Source organism: Flavivirga algicola, assembly GCF_012910715.1.
In the GTDB taxonomy this organism is placed as follows: domain Bacteria; phylum Bacteroidota; class Bacteroidia; order Flavobacteriales; family Flavobacteriaceae; genus Flavivirga; species Flavivirga algicola.
Map to the genome: position 1 here is coordinate 626,491 of NZ_JABBHF010000001.1, position 25,422 is coordinate 651,912.

Annotated in this window: 21 protein-coding genes; 3 read left to right on the plus strand and 18 right to left on the minus strand. The window is 34.4% G+C overall.

The annotated features are described in order from the left end of the window. The first annotated feature begins 25 nt into the window (after nt 1-25). Together secA and HHX25_RS02545 are read left to right on the plus strand one after the other, a co-directional pair. A complete protein-coding gene (secA, locus tag HHX25_RS02540; RefSeq protein ID WP_169669747.1) occupies nt 26-3,379 on the plus strand; it encodes a preprotein translocase subunit SecA in 3,354 nt (1,117 codons plus the stop codon). Nucleotides 3,380-3,687: 308 nt separating this feature from the next. Further along, nucleotides 3,688-4,719, plus strand: a complete 1,032-nt coding sequence (locus tag HHX25_RS02545) for a phosphotriesterase family protein (protein WP_169669749.1) — start codon at nt 3,688-3,690, stop codon at nt 4,717-4,719. 254 nt (nt 4,720-4,973) lie between these two features. Here the strand turns inward: HHX25_RS02545 and HHX25_RS02550 are convergent, their stop codons facing one another. The 5 genes from HHX25_RS02550 to rimO all read right to left on the minus strand — a co-directional run bounded on the left by HHX25_RS02550 (nt 4,974) and on the right by rimO (nt 10,408). Further along, a complete protein-coding gene (locus HHX25_RS02550; RefSeq protein ID WP_169669751.1) occupies nt 4,974-5,339 on the minus strand; it encodes a hypothetical protein in 366 nt (121 codons plus the stop codon). Between the two features lie 75 nt (nt 5,340-5,414). Next, nucleotides 5,415-6,578 carry a glycoside hydrolase family 88 protein gene (locus HHX25_RS02555; protein WP_169669754.1) on the minus strand — a complete coding sequence of 388 codons (1,164 nt, stop codon included), beginning with the start codon at nt 6,576-6,578 and terminating at the stop codon, nt 5,415-5,417. A gap of 50 nt (nt 6,579-6,628) precedes the next feature. Then, a complete protein-coding gene (locus HHX25_RS02560) occupies nt 6,629-8,179 on the minus strand; it encodes an alpha-L-fucosidase (RefSeq protein ID WP_169669756.1) in 1,551 nt (516 codons plus the stop codon). A 137-nt stretch (nt 8,180-8,316) separates the two neighbouring features. Next, nucleotides 8,317-9,006 (minus strand): peptidoglycan DD-metalloendopeptidase family protein, encoded by a 690-nt coding sequence (locus HHX25_RS02565; RefSeq protein ID WP_169669758.1) that lies wholly within the window; start codon nt 9,004-9,006, stop codon nt 8,317-8,319. Between the two features lie 97 nt (nt 9,007-9,103). Then, a complete protein-coding gene (gene rimO, locus HHX25_RS02570; RefSeq protein ID WP_169669759.1) occupies nt 9,104-10,408 on the minus strand; it encodes a 30S ribosomal protein S12 methylthiotransferase RimO in 1,305 nt (434 codons plus the stop codon). Between the two features lie 123 nt (nt 10,409-10,531). On the opposite strand from rimO, the gene HHX25_RS02575 reads away from it, so the two are divergent. After that, nucleotides 10,532-11,605 (plus strand): serine hydrolase domain-containing protein, encoded by a 1,074-nt coding sequence (locus HHX25_RS02575; protein ID WP_169669761.1) that lies wholly within the window; start codon nt 10,532-10,534, stop codon nt 11,603-11,605. A gap of 179 nt (nt 11,606-11,784) precedes the next feature. Here HHX25_RS02575 and HHX25_RS02580 read toward each other — a convergent pair whose 3' ends face one another. The 13 genes from HHX25_RS02580 to recR all read right to left on the minus strand — a co-directional run bounded on the left by HHX25_RS02580 (nt 11,785) and on the right by recR (nt 25,367). Beyond that, nucleotides 11,785-16,128, minus strand: a complete 4,344-nt coding sequence (locus tag HHX25_RS02580) for a fibronectin type III domain-containing protein (protein ID WP_205957979.1) — start codon at nt 16,126-16,128, stop codon at nt 11,785-11,787. A 161-nt stretch (nt 16,129-16,289) separates the two neighbouring features. Then, nucleotides 16,290-16,718: an SRPBCC family protein gene (locus HHX25_RS02590; RefSeq protein WP_169669763.1), complete on the minus strand. Its 429-nt coding sequence runs from the start codon at nt 16,716-16,718 to the stop codon at nt 16,290-16,292. 425 nt (nt 16,719-17,143) lie between these two features. Then, entirely contained in the window at nt 17,144-18,097 is a 954-nt protein-coding gene (gene ftsY / locus HHX25_RS02595) for a signal recognition particle-docking protein FtsY (RefSeq protein ID WP_169669765.1), read from the minus strand. 194 nt (nt 18,098-18,291) lie between these two features. Continuing rightward, a complete protein-coding gene (locus tag HHX25_RS02600; protein WP_169669767.1) occupies nt 18,292-18,444 on the minus strand; it encodes a DUF4295 domain-containing protein in 153 nt (50 codons plus the stop codon). A gap of 6 nt (nt 18,445-18,450) precedes the next feature. Continuing rightward, the gene (gene rpmG / locus HHX25_RS02605) at nt 18,451-18,633 is read right to left on the minus strand and encodes a 50S ribosomal protein L33 (protein WP_008271040.1); all 183 of its coding nucleotides are present in this window, start codon (nt 18,631-18,633) and stop codon (nt 18,451-18,453) included. Nucleotides 18,634-18,658: 25 nt separating this feature from the next. Beyond that, the gene (rpmB, locus tag HHX25_RS02610) at nt 18,659-18,895 is read right to left on the minus strand and encodes a 50S ribosomal protein L28 (RefSeq protein ID WP_135875107.1); all 237 of its coding nucleotides are present in this window, start codon (nt 18,893-18,895) and stop codon (nt 18,659-18,661) included. 83 nt (nt 18,896-18,978) lie between these two features. Further along, a complete protein-coding gene (locus HHX25_RS02615; RefSeq protein ID WP_169669769.1) occupies nt 18,979-20,229 on the minus strand; it encodes a competence/damage-inducible protein A in 1,251 nt (416 codons plus the stop codon). Then, nucleotides 20,229-20,570 (minus strand): Hpt domain-containing protein, encoded by a 342-nt coding sequence (locus HHX25_RS02620; RefSeq protein ID WP_169669771.1) that lies wholly within the window; start codon nt 20,568-20,570, stop codon nt 20,229-20,231. Before HHX25_RS02620 ends, HHX25_RS02615 begins: the two co-directional genes overlap by 1 nt. Next, entirely contained in the window at nt 20,571-21,182 is a 612-nt protein-coding gene (locus HHX25_RS02625) for a fumarylacetoacetate hydrolase family protein (RefSeq protein ID WP_169669773.1), read from the minus strand. It abuts the gene before it with no gap. Nucleotides 21,183-21,362: 180 nt separating this feature from the next. Next, complete coding sequence (locus HHX25_RS02630; RefSeq protein ID WP_169669775.1) at nt 21,363-22,136, minus strand: 3'-5' exonuclease; 774 nt, start codon at nt 22,134-22,136, stop codon at nt 21,363-21,365. Between the two features lie 105 nt (nt 22,137-22,241). Continuing rightward, a complete protein-coding gene (locus tag HHX25_RS02635; protein ID WP_169669777.1) occupies nt 22,242-23,558 on the minus strand; it encodes a dihydrolipoamide acetyltransferase family protein in 1,317 nt (438 codons plus the stop codon). Nucleotides 23,559-23,644: 86 nt separating this feature from the next. Then, entirely contained in the window at nt 23,645-24,742 is a 1,098-nt protein-coding gene (locus HHX25_RS02640; RefSeq protein WP_169669779.1) for a glycosyltransferase family 2 protein, read from the minus strand. Nucleotides 24,743-24,749: 7 nt separating this feature from the next. Continuing rightward, complete coding sequence (gene recR, locus HHX25_RS02645; RefSeq protein ID WP_169669781.1) at nt 24,750-25,367, minus strand: recombination mediator RecR; 618 nt, start codon at nt 25,365-25,367, stop codon at nt 24,750-24,752. Between the last annotated feature and the right edge of the window lie 55 nt (nt 25,368-25,422).

The following is a 25,422-nucleotide window of genomic DNA, read 5'->3' on the forward strand; positions in this document are numbered from 1 at the left end:
CAAGTAAAAATTAAAATATAAAAACATGAGTTTTTTAAATTCTGTACTTAAAGTATTTGTTGGCGACAAGTCCAAACAAGACGTAAAAGCCATCTACCCTATTGTAAATCAAGTAAAAACCTTTGAAGCTGCGTTAGAAGCTTTATCACATGATGAATTACGCAGTAAAACAGATGAATTTAAAGGGAAAATTGCCGATGCCACTAAGAGTATCAACGAACAAATAGCAAATCTTTTAGAAGAAGCAGAAAACACCGAAGATATAGACAGGCGTGAGGATATTTATCAAGATATTGACAAATTAAAAGATGACGCATACAACGCAACCGAAACGGTTTTAAATGATATCTTACCTGAAGCTTTTGCTGTTGTTAAAGAAACCGCAAAACGTTTTGTAAACAATACAAATATTACTGTTACTGCTAATACTTTCGATAGAGAGCTATCTGGAGCTAAAGACTATGTTGTTTTAGAAGATGACAAAGCCATTTGGGCAAATTCATGGGATGCAGCAGGGAAAGCTATCACATGGGACATGATTCATTATGATGTGCAACTTATTGGTGGTATAGCCATGCACCAGGGGAAAATTGCTGAAATGCAGACAGGTGAAGGAAAAACATTAGTGGCTACACTGCCCGTGTACTTAAATGCACTTGCTGGAAAAGGTGTTCACTTAGTTACGGTAAACGATTATCTGGCAAAACGTGATAGCGCATGGATGGCTCCTATTTTCGAATTTCACGGCTTAAGTGTTGATTGTATTGATTACCACCAACCAAATTCCGATGCTCGTAAAAAAGCCTACAATGCTGATATTACTTATGGTACCAATAACGAATTTGGATTCGATTATTTGCGTGATAATATGGCACATTCGCCAGACGATTTAGTACAACGCCCACACAATTATGCGATTGTAGATGAGGTCGATTCGGTTTTAGTAGATGATGCCCGTACGCCATTAATTATTTCTGGACCAATTCCTCAGGGAGAGCGCCATGAATTTACAGAGTTAAAGCCTAAGGTAGACGATATTGTAAGCGTACAACGTAAATATTTAACAGGTGTTTTAGCAGAGGCTAAGAAGTTAATCAAAGCTGGTGATACCAAAGAAGGTGGTTTCCAATTACTGCGTGTGTATCGTGGTATTCCCAAAAACAAAGCACTTATTAAGTTTTTAAGTGAAGAAGGCGTTAAACAGCTGCTTCAAAAAACAGAGAATTTCTACATGCAGGACAACAACCGTGAAATGCCAAAGGTTGATGCCGAACTGTACTATGTTATTGAAGAAAAAAACAATCAAATTGAATTAACCGACAAAGGAATAGATTATCTCTCTGGGAAAGATAATCCAGACTTTTTTATCTTACCAGAAATCGGTCTTGAAGTTGCTAAAATTGAAAAGCAAAACCTTTCCGCAGAAGAAGAAGCGAATTTAAAAGAAGAGCTATTTAAGGACTTCGGGGTGAAGTCGGAACGTATCCATACACTTAACCAACTTTTAAAAGCCTATGCTTTATTTGAAAAGGACACACAATACGTGGTTATGGATAATAAAGTAATGATTGTTGACGAGCAAACAGGTCGTATTATGGATGGGCGCCGTTATAGTGACGGATTACATCAGGCGATTGAGGCTAAAGAAAATGTAAAAATTGAAGATGCCACACAAACATTTGCCACGGTAACCCTTCAAAACTATTTCAGAATGTATCGAAAATTATCTGGTATGACTGGTACTGCGGTAACAGAAGCAGGTGAGTTTTGGGAAATCTATAAATTAGATGTTGTTGAAATTCCTACCAACAAGCCCATTGCCAGAGACGATAGAGAAGATTTGGTTTACAAGACAAAGCGTGAAAAATATAATGCCGTTATTGACGAAGTAACACAATTATCGCAAGCAGGTCGCCCAGTTCTTATTGGTACAACATCTGTTGAAATTAGTGAGCTATTAGGTAAAATGCTAAGCATTCGTAAAATATCACACAATGTATTAAATGCAAAACAGCATAAAAGAGAGGCTGATATTGTTGCAGAAGCAGGAAACGCGGGTCAGGTAACCATTGCAACCAATATGGCAGGTCGTGGTACCGATATTAAATTAAGCGATGAAGTTAAAGCTGCTGGTGGTTTAGCCATTGTTGGTACAGAACGTCATGATTCACGTCGTGTAGACCGACAGTTACGTGGTCGTGCAGGGCGTCAAGGAGATCCAGGAAGCTCTCAGTTCTATGTCTCTTTAGAAGATAATTTAATGCGTTTATTTGGCAGCGAACGTATTGCCAAAATGATGGATAAAATGGGACTCAAAGAAGGTGAAGTTATTCAGCATTCTATGATTTCTAAATCTATTGAACGTGCACAGAAAAAAGTAGAAGAAAATAACTTTGGGGTTCGTAAGCGTTTATTAGAGTATGATGATGTTATGAATGCACAACGTGAGGTTGTTTACAAACGTCGTCACCATGCCTTATTTGGAGAACGTCTTCGTGTAGATTTAGCAAACATGATTTATGATACCTCAGAAGGTATTGCAGAAACAAATAAAGGCGCTAACGATTATAAAAACTTCGAGTTTGAATTAATTCGTTATTTTTCAATGAACTCTCCAATTTCTGAAGAAGAATTTGGTAAACTTTCTGCTCAAGAAATCACGTCTAAAATATACAAAACTGCTTTTGATCATTACAGAGAAAAAATGGCTCGTAATGCAGACATTGCTTTTCCTGTTATTAAAAATGTATATGAAACACAACGTGATAAGTTTAAACGAATTGTTGTTCCATTTACAGATGGTATAAAAAGCTTAAATGTTGTTACCGACCTCGAAAAAGCGTATGAAACCAATGGTAAACAATTAATTACCGATTTCGAGAAAAATATCACTTTAGCCATTATTGATGATGCGTGGAAAACACATTTACGTAAAATGGATGAACTGAAACAATCTGTACAATTAGCTGTACATGAACAAAAAGATCCTCTACTTATCTATAAATTTGAATCGTTTGAGTTATTTAAAGGTATGATTGACCAAGTAAATAAAGATGTTATCTCATTCTTATTTAAAGGTGAATTACCGCAAGAAACACAAAATACCATCCAAGAAGCACGCGTCCGTAAACAGGAAAAATTAAATACTCAAAAGGATGAAATTCCTAATTTGGACGAACGCTCTGCCCAAAATAGAGCTGCAGGTAATACCCAACGTAAACAAGAAGTGGTAGAAACCATTGTTCGCGACCGACCAAAAATTGGACGTAACGATAGAGTTACCATTAAGCATGTTATGAATGGTGAAAACAAAACACTTAAATACAAGCAAGCAGAACCATTAATTGCTAAAGGTGACTGGGTTTTGGTTGAAGAATAAACATTTTACTTAATTTTTTAAAATTGGTATAAAAGACCATATATTAAAATATATGGTCTTTTTTTATACCCTAGCTTTATAAATATATCAATAGAAAAAAGATTTATTATCTTAGTACCACCATAAAAGAGCATATTAAACACTCATAATCAACGATTTGAACAAAGTAAATCAATCATGATAATAGCGCATTTTGAAGACATGAATAGTAACAGTACTAATCATTATATTTCAGAAATAATAGTTAAAACTTTACTAGTTTGATGAACAATTGATATTCTTTTATTAACAAAGTAATACATAAAACCATGAATAAGGTTTTCAAAATAAACCATGTTGTTTTATTATTAATAATAGGTTGCGGGTGCAAGTCATTAAGCAAAAGTTCACTAGTGCAAGACGTAAAAGGGGCACATAAATTAACCTCAGAAAAAATATGGTTAACACATGAACATATATTAGTTGATTTTATAGGAGCAGATAGCATACAACCTAACACATGGGACCATGATTCGATAATCAAAGAAATACTACCTTATTTTGAAGAAATCAAAGCATTTAATGTGGATTATTTCGTAGACGCGACACCTAATTATCTGGGAAGAGATGCATTACTTCTTGAAAAAATTGCTAAAAAAACAGGTGTTAAGATTATTACTAATACAGGACTTTATGGGGCTCGTAATAACAAATTTATTCCTCATTATGCAAGAGAAATACCCGTAAAGGATCTCGCTGAAAGATGGATAAATGAATACAAATATGGTATAGATAAAACGTCTATTAAACCTGGGTTTATTAAGATTGGTATTGATAATTCCGATCCTTTAGATAAAATGCATCAAAAATTGGTAAAAGCTGCTGCTCTTACGCACTTGAAAACAGGTTTAACCATAGCATCACACACTGGAGAAGCAAAAGGGTTATGGCCACAATTAAGCATTCTTAAAGAAATGGGAGTGTCACCAGAATCTTTTATTTGGGTTCACGCCCAGTTTGAAAATAACAATGATAATTATCTTAAAGCGGCAAAAATGGGATGCTGGATAAGTCTCGATGGTTTAGGTTGGGAATTGGATAAACATATTGAAAAAATTCTATTTGCAAAAAGAAACGGGATTTTAGATAAAATTTTGATTTCTCATGACTCTGGTTGGTATGACCCGCAAAAGGAAAACCAATCAATCAAACCATTTACAAATATTTTCAAAAAACTCTATCCTGAACTAAAATCACATGGCTTTACAGATGATGAATTTAAATTATTAATGAGCATCAACCCTTCAAAAGCATTTTCTATAGAGATCAGAAACTACCATTCAACCAAAAAAGACAACTAACGTAAAGAGTCATAACATATTTTTATTAAAATAATGACAAAGAAGGGGAAATTTTAAAGTCTGTAATCTATTAAAACGCATAGGCCTGATAGAAAAGCACCTTGCAATATGATTATAGAAGTCATTAATTCATCGCTTTCTATATAGAAGTTTGTACCAATAAAAAAGAAGAAAACATTTCAATAACAATGAATGTTTTCTTCTTATTAAACTTCAAATTTCAATAACTTCACATAATTTTGTGAACAAAATGATTACTTAAACACACTCATTGAGCACGAAGTATTCGCATTACCTCCTTGGTAAGGAACCATTAACCAACAGTTAAGACTTTTAAACGAACACGATTTAGTAAAAATATTTGTTCCTGGTGTCAGAGTGAAGGACTCGGTTGGTCCACCATCAATCTGGTATAATAACGTATATTCTGTGGTATCTCCACTATCATATCTCATGTACACTTCGAGATTTGAATTTGTAGCTCCAATATTAGTATATAAATACCCCGCAGTTAAAGAACCTTGCACATTATTATAACAAAAAAAATCAGTATGAGCTATTGTTACTAGCCCAGACGATACACCTTTACTTTCAAATTTGTTGATTATTTGTTCATTCATGTTTTATATTTTTGTAGTTTTACACTTACCAATATAGTCAAAAAAACCTACAAAACAAATAATGTTTTTAGTTTTTTACTTTATCAACCTCATCAAAGCTTCTACATAATAATAATCTGCATAGTTTAAAGGCACATCTACTTCTGCTTTGTGCGGAATACTACCTACACTATGCATCAAAGCAAAACCATTATTTTCTCCAAGTTTAGCGTTATAGACTTCTGAACCTAGGGAAACAATTGACTTATTGATAAAAGACAAATAAGATTCTGTTGTATATCCATCTAATTCAATTAAAGCAGACGTAGCAATAGCAGCTGCAGAAACATCTCTTTTTTCGTTAGGAATGTTTGGTGCATTATAGTCCCAATAAGGAATTCCATCTTCTGGCATAGCGTCAATAATATATTTTGCTATATTTTGAGCTTGTTCCAGGTACCTTTTATCCTTTGTATACCTGTAACAAACTGTATAACCGTATAGTCCCCATGCTTGTCCACGCGCCCAAGAACTTTTATCAGAAAAGCCTTGTGCTGTATTTCTGTTGCGTACGGCACCTGTTTCTAGATCATAATCAATGACATGGTAAGAACTATAATCATCTCTAAAATGGTTTTTCATCGTCGTATTGGCATGAATAATGGCTATTTCTTTGTACTTAGGATCCCCTGTTAATTTTGTTAATTCAAATAACAACTCTAAATTCATCATATTGTCTATAATGACAGGAAATTTCCAACGATGATTTGGTCCTACATCCCAGCTTTGAATACAGCCTACCTTTTCATTAAAACGTGTAATTAAAGAGTTTCCAGAGACAATTAAAACCTGTTTAAAATCTTCATTTTTTGTCAAACGATAACCATTTCCAAAAGAACAATTAAAAATAAACCCTAAGTCATGATTGTTTGTAATTGTTTTGTGACTTTCAATTAGTTTTTGAAATTGTTCAGCCCCGTTTTTCCACTTTTCATCTTTAGTAGCTTCATACAAATACCAGCATGTCCCTGGAAAAAAACCCTCAGTCCAATCAAATTTTAAAGGCGCCCAATAAATACTATTGTCTTTATTGGTAGTTCGAGGAATTCTGTTTTTTTCCACTGCTTTTTCCAACAATAAAGAAAGTTGTTTTTCTACAGCTGTTAGTTGTTTATCTACTTCTGGTTTTTCTTTCTTATCGGTTTTGTTATTACAAGAAATAAATAATAATAGGATTAACAACATTTTTACAGTTTTCATATGATCATTGGCCCGTTAGATTAAATAAGTTAAGATGTAAATATATTATTTTATTCCAGCTCAAATTTAAATATTGTTGCCATATCATTCATGTCTACATCTGGAATTGTTAAAAATAACTCATTTTCTGTTTGTTCAAATTGTACTTTAGTTTCTGTACCTAAAACAGTAATATTTTTAATCGGACTCGGCGTTGGATAGCGATGTAAACCAAAACTTTTCATATCTAATTTTCTACCTTTTTCGGGATGACCCAAGAAAAACATGTAGAGTGTTTTTTTGTCTTTCGACATGGTAAAACGCACATCATTTGCAGAATATTTAGTCGTTGCAGATTGCCCCCCAAAATGACCTGCCTTAGCCACAGAAGTTCCAAATCCGTATTTTATAAACGGTCGCGTATTATAAACAGCTTCTCCGTACTTAGACAACCAACCTCCAATTTCCAAAAGAATGTCTCGTTGCTCAGTTGGAATAACCCCTTCTTTTGTAGGGGAAACATTTAGTAAAACGGTGCCGTTCTTACTCCAAACATCTATCATATTTCGCAATACCAATGTGGCATCTTTATATTTTAAATTATCTGTATAAGACCAAGAACCTCTACTAATGGTGACATCTGTCATCCATGGCGACTCAGATAAATCTTTTTTACCGCCTTGTTCAATATCCAGCATACTCATATTGTGTGGCATATCGTGTTGTTTCATAACAATGGCTACCTCCTGATTTTTCTTCTTCGCCTCATTTAAATAATAAGCTGCAAATTCTTGTCTGTATTGTTCAGGAATTGCATTTAACCAAGAGTCAAACCAAACAATATCTGGAGAATACTGGTCTATAACTTCTTTTAGCTGGGCATACCAATATTTATGAAATTGGTCTGCTGGCATATTTCCATATAACTTTGAAATTATAGAATCTTTAGAGGATGTTGCCGAATTAGGATCATACGCAAAATGGCTATCATAAGCTCCCCACTTTTCTGGATTATTGGCATTTCTTTGTAGATTACGAGCATGGTGAAAAGTTGTAATGAATTTCATCCCATTTGCTTTAATCTCTTTTTCTAACAATCCAGTAATATCCTTTTTAGGCCCTTTAGCTTTTGCATTCCAAGGATTTACTTTACTATCCCATAAGGCAAAACCGTCATGGTGCTGTGCTACTGGACCAGAAAACTTAGCTCCAGCATCCTTAAATAATTTAGCCCAATCTTTTGCATCAAATTTTTCTGCTTTAAACATCGGGACAAAATCATGGTAATTAAAATCTTTTCCGTACTTTTCTTTATGCCATTTAGCAACATTAGACCCGTGTGGGTGCCCATCTCTATACATATAAAAAGGATACCATTCACTGTGATATGCTGGCACAGTATACACCCCCCAGTGGAAATAAATTCCCAATTTGGCATCCTGTAACCATTCTGGAGTGGCTTGATGTTTGGCCAAGGATTCCCATGTAGGTTCGTATTTTTCTGTTTTAGCTATTTTTTCTGAATTTTCAGAAGTTAACGTATCTTTTTTCTGAGAACAAGCAACTAACAATAGGAATAAAAAACAGATGGTTATAAAACGAATCGATTTGATAATGAACATTATTTAATAATATTTTAAGATTTTTAAATTTGAATAATTCTGCTTACGCACAAGCAGAGCAATTTATAAATATAATACCCAATAATGCTCTATTCTTAGTTCATTTTAAGGTGCTAAATAGGTCTTTTTATCTAAGACTAAGTGTACTTCAATAGAACATTGGGATCTGGACAATTTTTCATATAAAACTTTAGATCTTTCTTATTACAAACACCTGGGTAGTCCCCAATGCAATGCTGAATATCTTTAATAATCTGAAAGTGTAAATGCGGTGGGTAATCTCCATTTACTGAAGCGTCGCCTAAAGTTGCGATTTGCTCCCCTTTAATAAACGCCTGTCCAATTTTTAAACCCTTGATTGATGCTAGGCTCAAATGACCATAAAGGGTATAAAATGTGACCTCGCCTATAACATGTTTCAAAATAATGGTCGGACCATAATCGCCAAAGTTCGTATTATTTTTAAAACTATGTACAGTAGCATCAAGAGGTGTGTAAATTAAAGTATTAGCAGGACACCATAAATCGACTCCTAAATGTATATTACGCCCATCTTCAGCTTGTTTATTAAAATGCGAACTGCGTTTGTATATATTTCGGACTTCCAAATATCCTCCATAAGCCACAAAAGCATGATACTTCTTAATATGATTATTAATAAAGGTATCTAGTTTTGACGATGATGATACATCGATACTATTTAATTCTTCATTAGATTCAGACAAATCTAAAGGTATGTATTTGGAGTTTGGTATAGATGCATCCAACACCTGTAGCGGCTTGGAACTTATGTTATTTAAGAATTTTGAAAAATCACTTGAATCCATACACATATGTTTCTTCAAAAATAGAAAAATAATGAATTAACAACCTCATCAACAGCTCAGGTCAACCATACCATTATAAATATCTCTATTTTAAATATTAAGCAACAACTTCGCCGTAAAGGTCAAAATCTTCTGCTTCAATAATTTTCACGGTAGTAAACTCACCTGTTTTTAAATAGGTTTTAGTCGCATCAATCAGTACCTCATTATCAACATCTGGCGAGTCATACTCGGTACGCCCTATAAAATAGTTGCCTTCTTTCCTATCGATAACGACTTTAAAGGTCTTTCCTATTTTTTCTTGATTGAGTTCCCATGAGATCTGCGACTGTACCTCCATAATCTGGTTAGCACGTTCTATCTTTACCGCTTCTGGAACATCGTCTTCTAAATTGTAGGCATGTGTGTTTTCTTCGTGAGAATATGTAAAACAGCCCAAACGCTCAAAACGCATATCTGCAACCCACTGTTTCAATATTTGAAAGTCTTCTTCTGTTTCACCAGGGTACCCAACTATGAGTGTTGTCCTTATTGTCATATTTGGAACAGCAGCCCTAAATTCTTTAAGTAATTTAGTAGTTTTCTCTTTTGTCGTTCCGCGTCGCATACTTTTTAAAATAGCATCTGAAATATGCTGTAATGGAATATCTATATAATTACAAACTTTAGGCTCGCGATTCATAACTTCCAAGACGTCCATGGGAAAACCTGTAGGAAATGCATAATGTAAGCGAATCCATTCTACACCATCAACTTTCACCAAAGCCTCCAGTAGCTCTGCCAGATTTCGCTTTTTATATAAATCTAACCCATAATAGGTCAAATCTTGTGCTATTAATATAAGTTCCTTAACACCATTCGCAGCTAATTTTTCGGCTTCAACAACAATATCTTCTATGGGGGTGCTTCTATGTTTTCCCCGCATAATCGGAATAGCGCAAAAACTACAAGGTCTGTCACAACCTTCAGCAATCTTTAAATAAGCATAATTTTTTGGGGTTGTTGTTAAGCGCTCTCCTATTAATTCATGCTTATAATCGGCACCCAAAGCTTTTAACAACCCTGGTAATTCTGTAGTTCCAAAATACTGATCTACATTTGGGATTTCTTTTTGTAAGTCTGGCTTATAACGCTCGCTTAAACATCCCGTAACAAATACCTTATCAACATCTCCTGCTTCTTTTTTTTGCATGAATTCCAAGATGGTATTCACACTTTCTTCCTTAGCATTATTAATAAATCCACAGGTATTAATAACGACAATATTCCCTTCATCTTCATGAACAACATCTTTACCGCTAGCTTTAAGTTGTCCCATTAACACCTCACTATCGTAAACATTTTTACTACAGCCAAGGGTTACAACATTTATCTTGTTTTTCTTAAGAGTTTTTGTACGCATACCATTTTCCCGAGAAGGTGGGAATCTTTTTAATTAATAACGATAACCAATTTAGGGCGCAAAGATACAACCTTAATTAAACCTTTTATATATTTGAAGGTCTTAATTGCTAAACCTACAACTATGAAAAAAATGACTTATCTCTCATTATGCATCTTAACAATTTTATTGAGTTGCTCTAAAGATAATGCTCCCACATCTCCCGAGGTTTTAGATGACACCCTTTATTTTCCACCTATAAATTCTAATACTTGGAAGACTAAATCTGTTAGCGATTTAGAGTGGAACACCACTGCTTTACAACCACTATTGGATTATTTAGAAGATAAAAACACAAAAAGTTTTATGATCCTTCATGATGGCAAAATTGTAGTTGAACACTATTTTAGCAATCATACTGCAACATCGCCTTGGTATTGGGCCAGTGCAGGCAAGACATTAACCACAGCTATTTCTGGAATCGCCCAAGAAGCAAGTTTAATAAATATCAATAACAAAGTTTCTGATTATCTAGGAATTGGTTGGACGAGCGCTCCTTTAGAAAAAGAAAACCTGATTACTTGTAAAAATCTATTATCTATGAACTCTGGTCTGGATGATGGTTTAGGAGACAATGTGTCTACTGCAAACCTTAAATACATAGCCGATGCTGGTAGCAGATGGGCTTATCATAATGTGTATGTGAAAATGCAGGATGTTATTGCCCAAGCTAGTAGTCAAAGTTGGTCTGGATACTTTAACACAGTATTAAAGAACAAAATTGGTATGACTGGTACATGGATAAATTCAAATGATTTTAATGTTTATTGGAGTAATACACGAAGCATGGCCCGTTTCGGCTTACTAATTTATGCCAATGGAAAATGGGAAAACACTCAAATAATCCCAGAAAATTTTTTAAATGAAGCCACTAATACATCTCAAAGCATCAACCAATCTTATGGATACTTATGGTGGTTAAATGGAAAACCGACTTACCACTTACCCGGAAGCCAATTAGAATTTAATGGTGCGTTAATTCCCAATGCACCTACAGATATGTATGCTGCTTTGGGTAAAAATGATCAAAAAATTTATGTTGTTCCCAGTAAGAAATTAGTCATAGTGCGTATGGGAAATGCTGCAGATAATATCAATTTTGCTTTATCTACTTTTGATAATGATCTCTGGGCCAAAATAAATGCTTTGATTAATTAGTACTTGTCAATAAGCTATCCAGTAGTGAAATAAAGGCTTAAAAAACTAATTCGTCATTGCGAGGCTTTGTAAAAATCGCGGTAACCTGTTTAATTTCAGATTTAATTCTAAAGAGTTACCATGTCTACACTCAACTCGCAATGACGCATTATACTTTGACCTTTATTTTATTAATTTTTCTAACGCTTTATCAATATCCTAGTTTTAGCATGTTTCCCATTAATTTTAGTCTTTAAATAATAGAACCCACATCTTAAATCACCTAATTGCAGACCGATATTGGATTTACCAGCACTAATTTGATGAAATGACGATTTTAAAAGCTGTCCATAGAAATTGTAAATCTTTAATTCTACTTCTGCTTCCATATTACTATTTAAGATCACATTAGTGTAGGCTACAAAAGGATTGGGAGACACTTTTAATCGAACTGTTGGTATAGGGTCTTGATCATTACAAGTTCCCAAATAAGCTCCTCTTGCCAAAAGAGCCCTTGCAGCATATTGATTCACACATAAAGTTCTGCCTTTAAAACACACTTGTATTTTAGGCTTTCTTTGTCTTTGATATCTCTGGTTGTATTGACTTGCTTCTGCCTCACAAGCAACATTTATTACAGTAACTTTTATCGTTGATGTTTGCGTACAACCATTAGCATCAGTAATAGTTATACTGTATTCTGTGGTCTCTTCTGGGCAAACTTCTATGCTTGCTTGGGTTTCGCCAGTACTCCACTCATAATTATACGGGGCTGTGCCTCCTGTTACATTTGCAACTTCTAACAAGGTACAGGCTTGTGATTTATATCCAAAATACACTGTTGTATCATTAGTTGTAGTAACTGATAATTCGGGTGATTCTAAAATGGTAAATTTTTCAATTATTACGTTCCCTAAAGCATCCGTTATTGTTACCATATGGTCTCCTCCACTTAAACCATTAATTGTATTTGTAGACATATCGCTCCCACTCCATTGGTAATTATAAGGTGCTATGCCACCAGAAACAGCTAGTGCTGCTGAACCATCTGACGTACCTGAACAAATAATATCTGTATGGACAAGCTCGTTAACAACTAGTGATTTTATCTGTAACCTGGCTGATACTGGAAAATGATCTGATACCGTTCGGGTATAATCACTATCATAAAATTCGTAATGAACACGTTCGGATTCATTTATATAATTATCGTTCAACTCATTAGAAATAGCAATGTGATCTATCATATTTTCTCTGGACACAAAAGATCTAAACCCTCCTGCACTTAAAGCACTGGTTACTACATTATAATTCGTAGTATCTGTAACATATTCGTCGTAGCTAGTTAGTGTTGTTGCAACATCAGCAACGGTAACATCAACATCATCATTATAATCACCTAACAATACAATATTTGCTATAGGGTATTGTGCATCTAAACTATCTTTTAATACTTCTACATCATATTTTCTCATATCGTATCTACTCTGAGGATCTGAGCTGCTATTTGCCCTAGCATGCAAAGCAATAAAATTATATGGTTCTGTTTCACCATCAATATTAATATCTGCTGTCATTAAAAAAGGCAAACGGCCACTTGCATAAAAACGGTCTGTAGTACTTGGGTAATTAACCAATGCAGAGTCATCTCCTCCATTATACAAAGGGTGAATAGATTCTAACAAAACTTTAGTTGCGGTTACATTTACTGTCGCCGTATTATAAATAAATCCGACTTTCTGTTTAACACCAGGATCATTTGGTCTTGACACAGCTGGCGAAAGTATGTAATCGTACCCAGGAAGTTCACTTACCAATTGTGCAAATAATGCATCATCTGAAATCTCCTGAACCGCCAATACATCGGCCTTCAATTCATTAATTATAACTTTTACACTATCTTTTTGAATGGTATCAGGCATCGGATTTCCTGCTGCTGGAGAGTTACTTTCATCTCCAAACCACTCAATATTCCATGTTACCACGTCTAAAGTTTTTTCTTTTGGAATATCTATTGGAGAGACAGGGGGCATGTATGCTCCTGCACAACCTATATCTGCAGCTGCTCTAGGAAGCAATTGATATAATTCAAAAAACCTACCTACAACGCCTATTACCTCATCACAAACTTCTGGCTGCCCTAAGCCTACTATTTCTTCGACATCATTATCGATTCTTAATTCTCCTGAACCACTTGAATCTGCTAAAATATAATTAGAGTCTCCAAAAAGAACATCTCCTGGTTTTGGAAAAGCAGGATTTAAAATCTTAACCAATTCTGCTGGGTGGTTGGACAATTCATCTAAAGTTATAACCAATGGTTCTATAGCCTGATTGGGGCTTCCATTGTTTTCCACTTCAGTTACAGGACTTATTTGAACTTGGTCTCTAAAAATACTTCTTATACCTTTTACAGTTATTGAATCTCCTATTTTAAAAACACCATCTCCATGAACTAATGCATCAAAAATGGCTATACCTCCAGTGTCGTCCTGTAAATAAGCAGATCCTGAAAATTCATCCGCTACAGTAAGCACACCTGTTACTTTTACTTCTTCCCCCAATTTATCTGCACCTCTAGCCTCAAGTATTGATATTAATTCTGCTGGTTCACTAACGCCACCTTCTCCATACGTTCCAATAGGAAATGTTGTATTAACGGTTGTTCCATCTAAAGCATTAACACCACTAAAAGACCAATTTGCCAATAAAAAAGAACTTCCGTCTGGACCAGTATTATCGTTTCTATAAGCCCATCCATCTAGATATTCCCATGGCTGTCCTGAACCATCTGTGTTAATATCTCCAAAAACATCGATAACATCTCCGTTAAAAAACAATTCTACGGCATCATCACCATTTACTGAAGCAGCTCCCGATGTAAAATTAGGTACAAAGCCAAAAAAACTATTAAAACCAGTCGTTTCGGATGCTACATAAATAAAATCTCCTGCATTTGCCGATCCAGACAAAGTAAACTCTTCCCCATCAGATCCACCTCCATTATTAGCAGAACCAAAACCATATTTGCTTAAATCTGCAATATCTTGTTTAGCATAAAACTCGATAGCTTTTGGAATGCCTCCTGAAAGTGGTCCGTCTATAATTCCTGTTATAATTAAATCGGGTCCATAAGCCCCTAAAGGGAATGGAGTTGTCGCATCATTATTGGTCGTTGTACCATCTAAAGCATTGGGAGTACTAAATATCCAATTTTCTATTACAAAAGTATTATTGTCTGCTCCTGTATTATCCTTCCTATAAGCCCATCCATCTAAATATTCCCATGGCTGACCAGAACCATCTGTATTAATATCTCCAAAAACATCAACAACCACACCCGAATTAAATAACTCAATGGCATCATCACCATTAATACCTGCTGCTCCTGATGTGAAATTAGGTGCAAAGCCAAAGAAACTTGTGAATCCAGTTTCCTCGGAGGCTACATATATAAAATCTCCTGCACTCGCCGATCCTGAAAATGTAAATTCTTGTCCATCTGTACCACCGCCATTATTAGCAGATCCGAAACCATATAGGCTTAAATCAGATATATCATTTACAGCATAAAACTCAATAGCCTTTGGCACACCCCCAGAAAGTGGTCCATCAATAACACCCGTAATAATTAAATCTGTCGATATTCCAGGAGGTGGCGGATCTCCTGCATTGGTTATTATATTTACTGGATTACTTGCAACTGATACATTTCCTGCAGTATCTATAGCTTTTACCGTAAATGTGTAACTTGTATTTGGTGTTAGATTTATAATGGTATGTGTTGTCTCCGCCGAAGATGCTATTAAAGTCGTTCCGCTAAAAATCTGATAGGCCGTAACACCAATATTGTCTGTTGATGCTTCCCAGGTTAAATCCGTAGTAGTGTTTGTAGTATTAGAAGCTATTAGGTTTGTTGGGGCTGTAGGCGCTTCGTTATCAACAGTTCCTCCTCCACCATAAGTTCCTAAGGGAAATGGAACAGCTGCACTAGCATTGGAGGTTTCTCCATCTAAAGCGTTAGAGCCACTAAAAGACCAATTAGCCAATACAAAGATACTTCCATCTGGTCCTGTGTTCTCATTTCTATATGCCCAGCCATCTAAATATTCCCATGCCTGTCCAGAGCCATCTGTATTTATATCTCCAAAAACATCGATAACCGTACCTGACTTGAATAACTCAATAGCATCGTCTCCATTGATATTAGCAGCACTATTAGTATAATCTGGGGAAAAACCAAAAAAGTTTAAGAATTCTATTGCTTCAGAAGCCAGATAAATAAAGTCTCCTGAATTAACAGCTACTGCTGGCAAAGTAAATTCCTCTCCATCTGTACCGCCTCCATTATTGGCAGATCCGATACTATAAATACTTAAATCTGGAATGTTGTCAGTAACATAAAGCTCTACCCCTTTTGGTAAACCTCCAGGAAGAGGACCATCAAAAACCCCACTAATAATAATTTGCGAATTAGCTATTAATGTGCATAAAAAGGTCATTGTTATAATAACATGCCTTTTTTTAGAATAAATGTTTTTCATACTTCATTAAATTTAAAAATGAAACTAAATATAAATCTAACAATTAAATTAAGTTTATTCTTACGATTAATAAAATATTAGGTTTGTGTAAAGAAGTTCTTCGACGAATGGAAATTTCTTAACAAAAGAGAAGATTATTTATACTTAATTTAATAATAAGATTAGTTCCTTTTCTCAAAAGGAATAATAATTCCTTTTTCCAAATAGTTTTTTAAACCATTGAGCAGTATAGCCCAACAGAATGAGGAATGTCTGTAATGATGGTTATCTTCTAACCAATTAACATGGCTAAATTTCACCAAAGTTTCTGAGTCTTGGACTTCTAAGTCAAATCCAAATGTTGTAGGGTTCCAATCTTTATCTGAATCTGTCATTTTTAAGTAAAATGATTCATTATTTTTCACTTCAGATACTTTACAGAACCAATTATAGGCATCTGTAAAATTTAGATTGTACTCTGAATCGAATTCTGGAGTTCCAGAGCTTTTTAATGTCCACCAATTATTTAAATGTTCTGGTAATGAAACAGCATCAAAAACTACTTTTGGAGAAGCTTTGATTAAGAGATTATGGTAGATATTGTAGTACATGTAGTTAAAAGTACTAATTATTTACCATAGGGGTTAAAGCTTTGAATGAAATTATAAATGTGAATTTCAAAAAAATAAGAAATCACAACAAACGAAAAGGTTATAAGAACTATAACTTTATTATAATTCTGACTTATCAGACTCTTTAAGGCATACCACAAAATAAAGCTAAATACGGGTATAAAAAAATACAGAGGAAAATTAACGCAATAAAACAGATAGTCAGGAATTAAAGGATTGTTAGTATTGAAATACGATTGAATAAGAGAAACAGAATAGCTCAAAATTCTCATCACAGAATAAATTCCAGATATAATAATAAAAACTCGAAGCGTCTTCTTATCCCTTAAATCCAACATAAGAATTAAAAGATACCTGTCTTCACTTCGACTTCACTCAGTGACCACATACAAACACCAAAAGTTTTACTTAAAAAATGAATCCACAAACTCAAACTTATTGAAGACCTGTAAATCCTCAATACCTTCACCAACACCAATATACTTTACTGGAATTTTTAATTGGTCTGAAATACCAATTACGACGCCTCCTTTTGCCGTTCCATCAAGTTTTGTAACGGCTAATGATGTAACTTCTGTAGCTGCTGTAAATTGTTTTGCTTGTTCGAATGCATTTTGACCTGTAGAACCATCTAAAACCAATAGCACATCATTAGGCGTATTGTCCACTACTTTTTGCATGACACGCTTTACTTTAGTAAGCTCATTCATTAAGTTTACCTTATTATGTAATCGTCCCGCTGTGTCAATAATTACAACATCTGCATTCTGCGTGACAGCACTTTTTAAAGTATCGAATGCCACTGAGGCTGGGTCGCTACCCATAGATTGTTTAACAATGGGTATATCTACTCTGTCCGCCCACACTTGTAACTGGTCTATGGCCGCAGCTCTAAAAGTATCTGCGGCTCCAAGCACTACTTTTAAGCCTTGTTTTTTAAATTGATAGGCCAACTTACCAATGGTAGTCGTTTTACCAACGCCATTAACACCAACCACCATGATAACATAGGGCTTTTTGTCCTGCGGAATGATAAAATCTGTTTCTTCTCCTAAATTTGTTTCACTTAACAAACTGGCGATTTCTTCACGAAGGATCGTATTAAGTTCGTCGGTTCCTAGGTATTTGTCTTTTGCAACACGTGCTTCAATGCGCTCTATAACTTTAAGTGTTGTATTAACTCCTACATCACTAGATACTAAAACTTCTTCAAGATCATCTAAAACATCATCATCTACTTTAGATTTCCCCGCTACAGCTTTACTTAATTTCCCGAAAAAGCTGGATTTAGATTTTTCTAAACCTTTATCTAGGGTTTCTTTCTTTTCTGAAGAAAATATTTTTTTAAAAAAACTCATACTTTAAGTTTACTTAATTGTTATTTATTAATGACAGCGTTCTTTTTTCCTTGTGATGACGCTCAAAACATTTATGTCAATTTTCACACCACAAATTTTTACTGCAATTATGGCAGAAAAACCTTCCAAATATAAACATAAAAAGCTGCTTTCTAAAAAGAAAGCAGCTTATAATATCATGAAGTATGACTGTTTTAGTTTTTGCTAAAAAAGTCTTTTACTTGATCTGGACTCATAATGGATTCAACAAACATGTAAGCTCCTGTTTTTGGTGATTTCACCATTTTGATAGCTTTCGTTAATCTTTTAGATCCTGTTTGTAATGATGCTACTGATTTCTTTGCCATGACTTATTATTTTATCTCTTTATGAACTGTCATACGTTTTAGAATAGGATTAAATTTTTTAATCTCCATTCTATCTGGCGTATTTTTTTTATTCTTAGTAGTAATGTATCTTGAAGTTCCTGGTTGACCAGACGCTTTATGCTCAGTACATTCTAAAATTACTTGTATTCTATTGCCTTTCTTTGCCATTTCTTTAACTTATTAAATACAGCTATTATTTTAAAAACCCTTTAGATTTTGCTTCCTTAATTGCTGCAGATATACCTATTTTGTTAATAGTTTTTAAAGCAGATGCAGAAACTTTTAAAGTTATCCAACTGTCTTCTTCTGGAATGTAAAAACGCTTCTTTAATAAATTCGCATTAAATTTACGTTTTGTTCTGTTTAATGCATGAGAAACATTGTTTCCAACCATTGCCTTCTTTCCTGTAAGTTCACAAACTCTTGACATGATATATAACTTTAATTTTTTTGTTGCTTAAAATCGAGGTGCAAATATACAAATTCTTTAATTTACAGCAACCTAATTTTTAATCAATTTTTAAAAATTTCTTTTAGTAACATTTCCAGCGCTTTATTTACCGCTTTATTTATCACTTTTACACGATGATTTCCAAAGTTAAATTTTTCTGAATACACACCTGTTTTAGTGGCTATTCCTATAAAAACCGTTCCTACCTCTGCATCTGAATCACCTTTTGTTGGACCTGCGTTTCCTGTTGTTGCTACTGCATAATCCGATTGAAATAACCGCAAGGCATTTTGAGCCATAGACTCTACCACTTGAGAGCTAACCACAGAATGCGCCTCAATATCTTCTTTACAGACCCCTAAAACATTGATTTTAGATGCCGTAGAATACGTAACAACACCGCCATTAAAATAAGCTGAAGCTCCAGAATTTACAGTAAAACGCTCTGCTACCGTCCCACCAGTACAACTTTCGGCTATTGACAATGTTTTTCCTATTCTGGTTAGGTGTTTAGAAATAATTATTTCAACCGAGCCTTCTTCGTCTTCAAAACCAAAAAATTCATCTTTAATTAATGGCAGTACCTTGTCTATTTCTTTTTGAACATCTTCTTTAACTTGCTGTTCATCATCTCCTTTTGCCGATAGACGCAATCTCATTTGGCCTAGATTTGGCAGGTAAGCCAATTTTATATGTTCTGGCAAAGCATCTTCCCATGACGCTATCCTATCTGCCAATGCACTTTCTCCTAAACCATATACCAGCATGGTCTTATGCAAAATAAAAGGACAATTATATTTGTCCTTTAGCTTAGGAACCACTTGATACTCTATTAAAGCATTCATTTCGTAAGGCACACCTGGAAGCGAAACAAAAACTTTACCTCCCTTTTCTATCCACATGCCAGGAGCCGTACCTAGCTTATTCATTAATACTTTTGCCTTAGATGGCACCAAAGCTTGATCTTTATTTACTTGTAAAAGGGAACCTCCCACATAATTTCTCCAAATGTATTCTATGTTTTTTAAAACAGATTCGTTTTTTATAAGGGTATCATTAAAATATTCAGCAATAGTTTTTTTAGTAATATCATCTTTTGTTGGTCCTAATCCGCCTGTAAGAATAACAATATCCACATGAGTTTCGGCTTCTTTCAAAGCTTTTAGAATATGTGATTGATCGTCTTGAACAGAAGTTATCTGATATACTGAAACTCCAATTTTATTAAGCTGTTTTGCAATGAATGCCGAATTGGTATCTATAACTTGCCCAATGAGAAGCTCATCACCTATAGTGATTATTTCGGCTAACATTATAAGTTAAAATCTGATCTAATTTCAACAATAGCATGATCTACCGCATCTATAACGATTTTTAATTGAGGCGTGATATCCATATCCCGCTTTTCAAATTTACCCCAATCCTGAACTTCAATTAAGATATCTAATACACCCAGTTCGAATAAATCGATTGTAGGCTTCATTTTATGAGCAGCTTGATAGGCATTGAAATAATCGCCTTCAGCCACTGCTTTTTTTAATCGTTCTGCATCTTCTGGGACTTCCTCCAAGAAAGTCTCTGCTAGCGTTTTTATAAAATCCTCATCATTGTCGGCTAACTCCCGTACTCTAAATAATTTGTAATGTTGCTCCATTTATTTTACTGTTATCGAAAACATTTCCTTGTCTTCTATAAAACCTTTTAATTTATCATTAGCAATTACTTTGCCAACACCTGCTGGCGTGCCCGTAAAGATAATATCTCCTATCTTTAAAGTAAAATATTTTGACACATATTCTATTAGTTCGTCAATTTTCCATAACATGAAGCTGGTACTCCCTTTTTGAACGATCTCTTCATTTTTATGTAATGAAAAACTAAGTGCGTTAACATCCTCAAAATCACTCACTTTTAACCATTTACCTACTACTGCCGATCCATCAAAAGCCTTAGATTTTTCCCATGGTAAACCTTTTTCCTTTAATTGACTCTGCATATCGCGGGCTGTAAAATCAATTCCTAAACTAATTTCTTTATAATATTTATGTGCAAATTTTCTATCTATATATTTCCCCACCCTATTGATCTTAACCAAAACCTCAACTTCATGATGTACATCATTTGAAAAATCTGGGATAAAAAAGGGCTGTTTTTTCAATAAAATGGCAGTATCTGGCTTTAAAAAAACCACAGGATCTGCGGGTTTTTCGTTTTCTAATTCTTTAATATGTTCGGTATAATTTCTACCGATGCAAATAAGTTTCATATTTCCTAATTATTCCTGCCATACTATAACAGGTGATGCCTCTCAAAAAAATACATTTTCATTTTCAACAACATTCAAGACAAACTACAGTAAGAGTCTTTATATTACTGAACTCAGATTTAAAATGTGTTCCTCCCTCACTTCGATACACCCAAAGTGATATACAGAAACGACAAACCTTTATAATTTATTATTAAGACTTCTAAGTTTAATACCTGTCAATACTTTTTTGGTGTATAAAGGAAAATCTGCATTTAATAACCAACCGAAATATCCTGGTTCTTTTTCCAATACTTCTGTTACTAACTTCCCTTTATGTTTCCCAAAAGAAAAACATTCTACACCATCTTTATTATAGGCTATAAAACCTGCAAAGTCTGCAAACTTTTTTCTTGAACTAAACGCTGCTAAAAATTTGGTATTGTTTTCTACTTCATCGTATTTTTCAATTTGCGCTTTTAAAACTTCGTAGGTCGCATTTGTATCTGCTTCTGCACTATGAGCACCGTCAAGATTTTTATCGCAATAAAATTTATATGCAGCACTTAAAGTACGCTGTTCCATTTTATGGAAAATAGTTTGCACATCTATCGCCAATCGGTTTTTCATGTCAAAATCAATATCTGCGCGTAACATTTCTTCAGCTAATAAAGGGATATCGAATCTATTGGAATTAAATCCGCCTAAATCTGAGTCTTTGATCATATTATGGATTTCTTTGGAAAGCTCCTTAAATGTTGGTTCATTGGCTACTTTCTCATTAGTAATACCATGAATTTCAACAACTTCTTTTGGAATCGTTATTTCTGGATTTACCAACCAAGTTTTGCTTTCTTCTGTTCCGTTAGGAAATACTTTAAGAACAGAAATCTCTACGATACGATCTTTAGAAATATTGACACCTGTTGTTTCCAGATCGAAGAAACAAATGGGCTTGGTGAGATTTAGTTGCATTTAACTTAAAATATTAATAAGTTGTAAAGATACTAAATTGCTAAAGTGTAGAAACAAAAAAACCAACCCTTTTCAAGTTGGTTTTGAATATTTATTTCTTAAAAATCATATTTCCCTGTCACTATCCCAAGCTTCCAGATAGTCTTTTACCGCTTTTACAAACTGGCCTCCCAATGCACCATTTACTACCCGATGGTCGTATGAATGTGATAAAAACATCTTATAACGGATCCCTATAAAATCGCCTTCGGGAGTTTCGATTACTGCTGGAACTTTTCTAATAGCTCCAAGTGCCAATATCCCCACCTGTGGCTGGTTTATTATTGGAGTCCCCATAATACTACCAAAGGTTCCTACATTGGTTACAGTATAAGTACCACCTTGAATATCGTCTGGCTTTAATTTATTTATTCGGGCTCTATTTGCCAGGTCATTAACTTGTTTGGTCATACCAACTAAATTGAGTTGATCGGCATTTTTAATAACTGGCACTATTAAATTGCCATCTGGTAAAGCAGCAGCCATCCCCAAATTAATGTTTTTCTTTTTCACGATGGTATCTCCTTGTAGCGAGATATTCATCATTGGGAAATCGCGGAGTGCTTTAGCTACCGCTTCCATAAAAATTGGTGTAAAGGTTAAATTTTCCCCTTCACGCTTCATAAACCCTTCCTTGACCTTCTTTCTCCAATTCCATATTTTGGTAACGTCGGCTTCAATAAAACTTTGTACATGAGCAGATGTTTGTACAGACTCAACCATATGATGTGCAATAATCTTGCCCATTCTAGTCATTTCTATAATTTCATCTTCTCCATCAGAAATGACAGGCTTAGTAACTGCTTGTTGTTTTTCTACAGGTTTAGATTGAACAACTGGGCTTTCAACATGTTCTGTAATTGATTCTTGTGCCGTCTCTCTTCCATTTTCTATATACCCAAGAATATCGTGCTTAGTAACGCGTCCATCTTTTCCACTACCCGAAATAGCATCTAATTCCTGTTGACCAATACCCTCTTGCTTTGCTATATTCCTAACAAGTGGCGAATAAAAGCGTTCGCCATTTGAGGCTACAGGTGCTACTACTTCTTTGGCTACAGCTATAGTTTCTTCCACCAGCTCGATAGCCTCTTCTTGGTGTTGTTCTTCATTTTCATCAATAGGTTCCGAATCTTCTTTTCCATCAACTTCAATAACAGCTATAACCTGCCCAACTTGCACAATATCATCTACATTAAAAAGCTTCTCAACCAAGACACCATCTACCTCACTTGGTACTTCACTATCAACCTTATCTGTCGCTATTTCTAAAACAGGCTCATCCATTTCTATCGTATCTCCAACCTCCTTTAGCCAAGATGTTATTGTTGCTTCTGCAACACTCTCACCCATTTTTGGTAACTTAAGTTCAAACTTTGCCATATTAATAACGTAATCCTTCTTTTTTTAATTTCGATTGCAAAATTAATTAAAAAACATTAATTTTTTTAAATTATTTACAACAAAAACTATTCTAAAATAATAATTTCCCCTCTCGATATTGCATCATCGCTTCCTAATGCAAAATTAGAGTTTTTAGGGCATATTTTAAAAGTAATTTCTGGCCCCTTATTAGCCTCGATCATTTTTATAATGTCCTTATAATCATAACTGTTTGCATCAAAGATAACTTCTGTCAAATTTTCAACAATATCCAATTCCTGCTTTAAGATGACCTTCTTGGGCAAAACAGTTTTTAGTTTTTCATTCATTATGTCTGAAAGAAAAACATATTGATTGATCCTTTTCTGCTGATAAATCGGTGTTTTACGAAAAACGTATACCAACCTAAGCCCTAACCAAACCAGCATATCGAATAATATATTCTTCTTAAAATGCTTCTTGTAAAATATCTGCATGGCGCCATAAAAACGACGTGCATAAAATTTATCCCTTAATGTACTTTCTCCCTTGTAATGAATGACGCTAGAGTTACCATAATAGTAATTTCTATAACCAGCTTTTAATACCCTATAAGACAAATCGATATCCTCTCCATACATGAAGTAATCTTCATCAAACCCTCCAACTGCATTATAAATATTGCGTTTTAACAACATAAAAGCCCCAACCAGAACATCAACATTACCTATTTCATTCTCTTGTAAGTGATTGGCATAGTAATCTTTAGAATTTCCCAATAACTTCTTAAATGCCGATCTTATATAAGGAATGTTACGCTTACTTTCTGGTAAAAAACTACCCGCTCCATTAATTAATTTACAACCTACTATACCTAATTTTTCTTTTTCATCTGCAAATTTTAATAGCTTTAAAAAAACATCTTCTGCGACTACCGTGTCTGGATTTAGAATACAAATGTATTCGCCTTTGGCTTGTGAAACACCAATATTATTACCTTTAGAAAAACCAAAATTCGTTTTATTTTCTATAAGATTGACCTCTGGAAAAAAAGCCTTTACCATTTTGCAGCTAGTGTCTTCCGAATTATTATCGACAACTATAATCTCTGCATCAATATTAGAAATAGCTGCTTGTACACTTTTTATACAGAGCTCTAAAAAGTAGCGAACATTATAATTTAGTATAACAACTGAGAGTTTCAAATAATAATTATAACTTTAAAGAGTTTTCAAACGGAATTCGATTTACAATACTTCTCCCCAAAGTAATTTCGTCTGCATATTCCAACTCATCACCAACAGAAATGCCCCTAGCAATTGTAGATGTAAAAATTTTGTATTCTTGAATTTGCTTAAATATATAAAAATTTGTGGTATCCCCTTCCATGGTAGAACTTAATGCAAAAATGAGTTCCTTAACACTACCTTCTTTTACTTTATTTACCAAAGATTCTATATTTAAATCGTGTGGACCAATGCCATCCATAGGTGAAATTTTACCTCCTAAAACATGGTACAGCCCTTTAAACGAACTTGTGTTTTCTATAGCCATGACATCTTTAATATCTTCGACCACACAAATAATGCTTTCATTTCTATTCGGACTGGCACATATTTCGCAAAGGTTATGGTCACTTATATTATGACACGATTTACAGAATTTAACTTCGTTGCGCATAGCCTGCAAAGCTTCAGAAAGCATGGTTGTTTGCTCTTTAGGCTGCCTTAACATATGCAATACCAAGCGTAAAGCCGTCCGCTTACCTATTCCAGGCAACTGAGACATCTCATTTACTGCACGTTCTAATAATTTTGAAGAAAATTCCATTTGCGCGAATTTAACATTTAGACCTGAAATTCACTAATTTTCATCAACTCTTTTA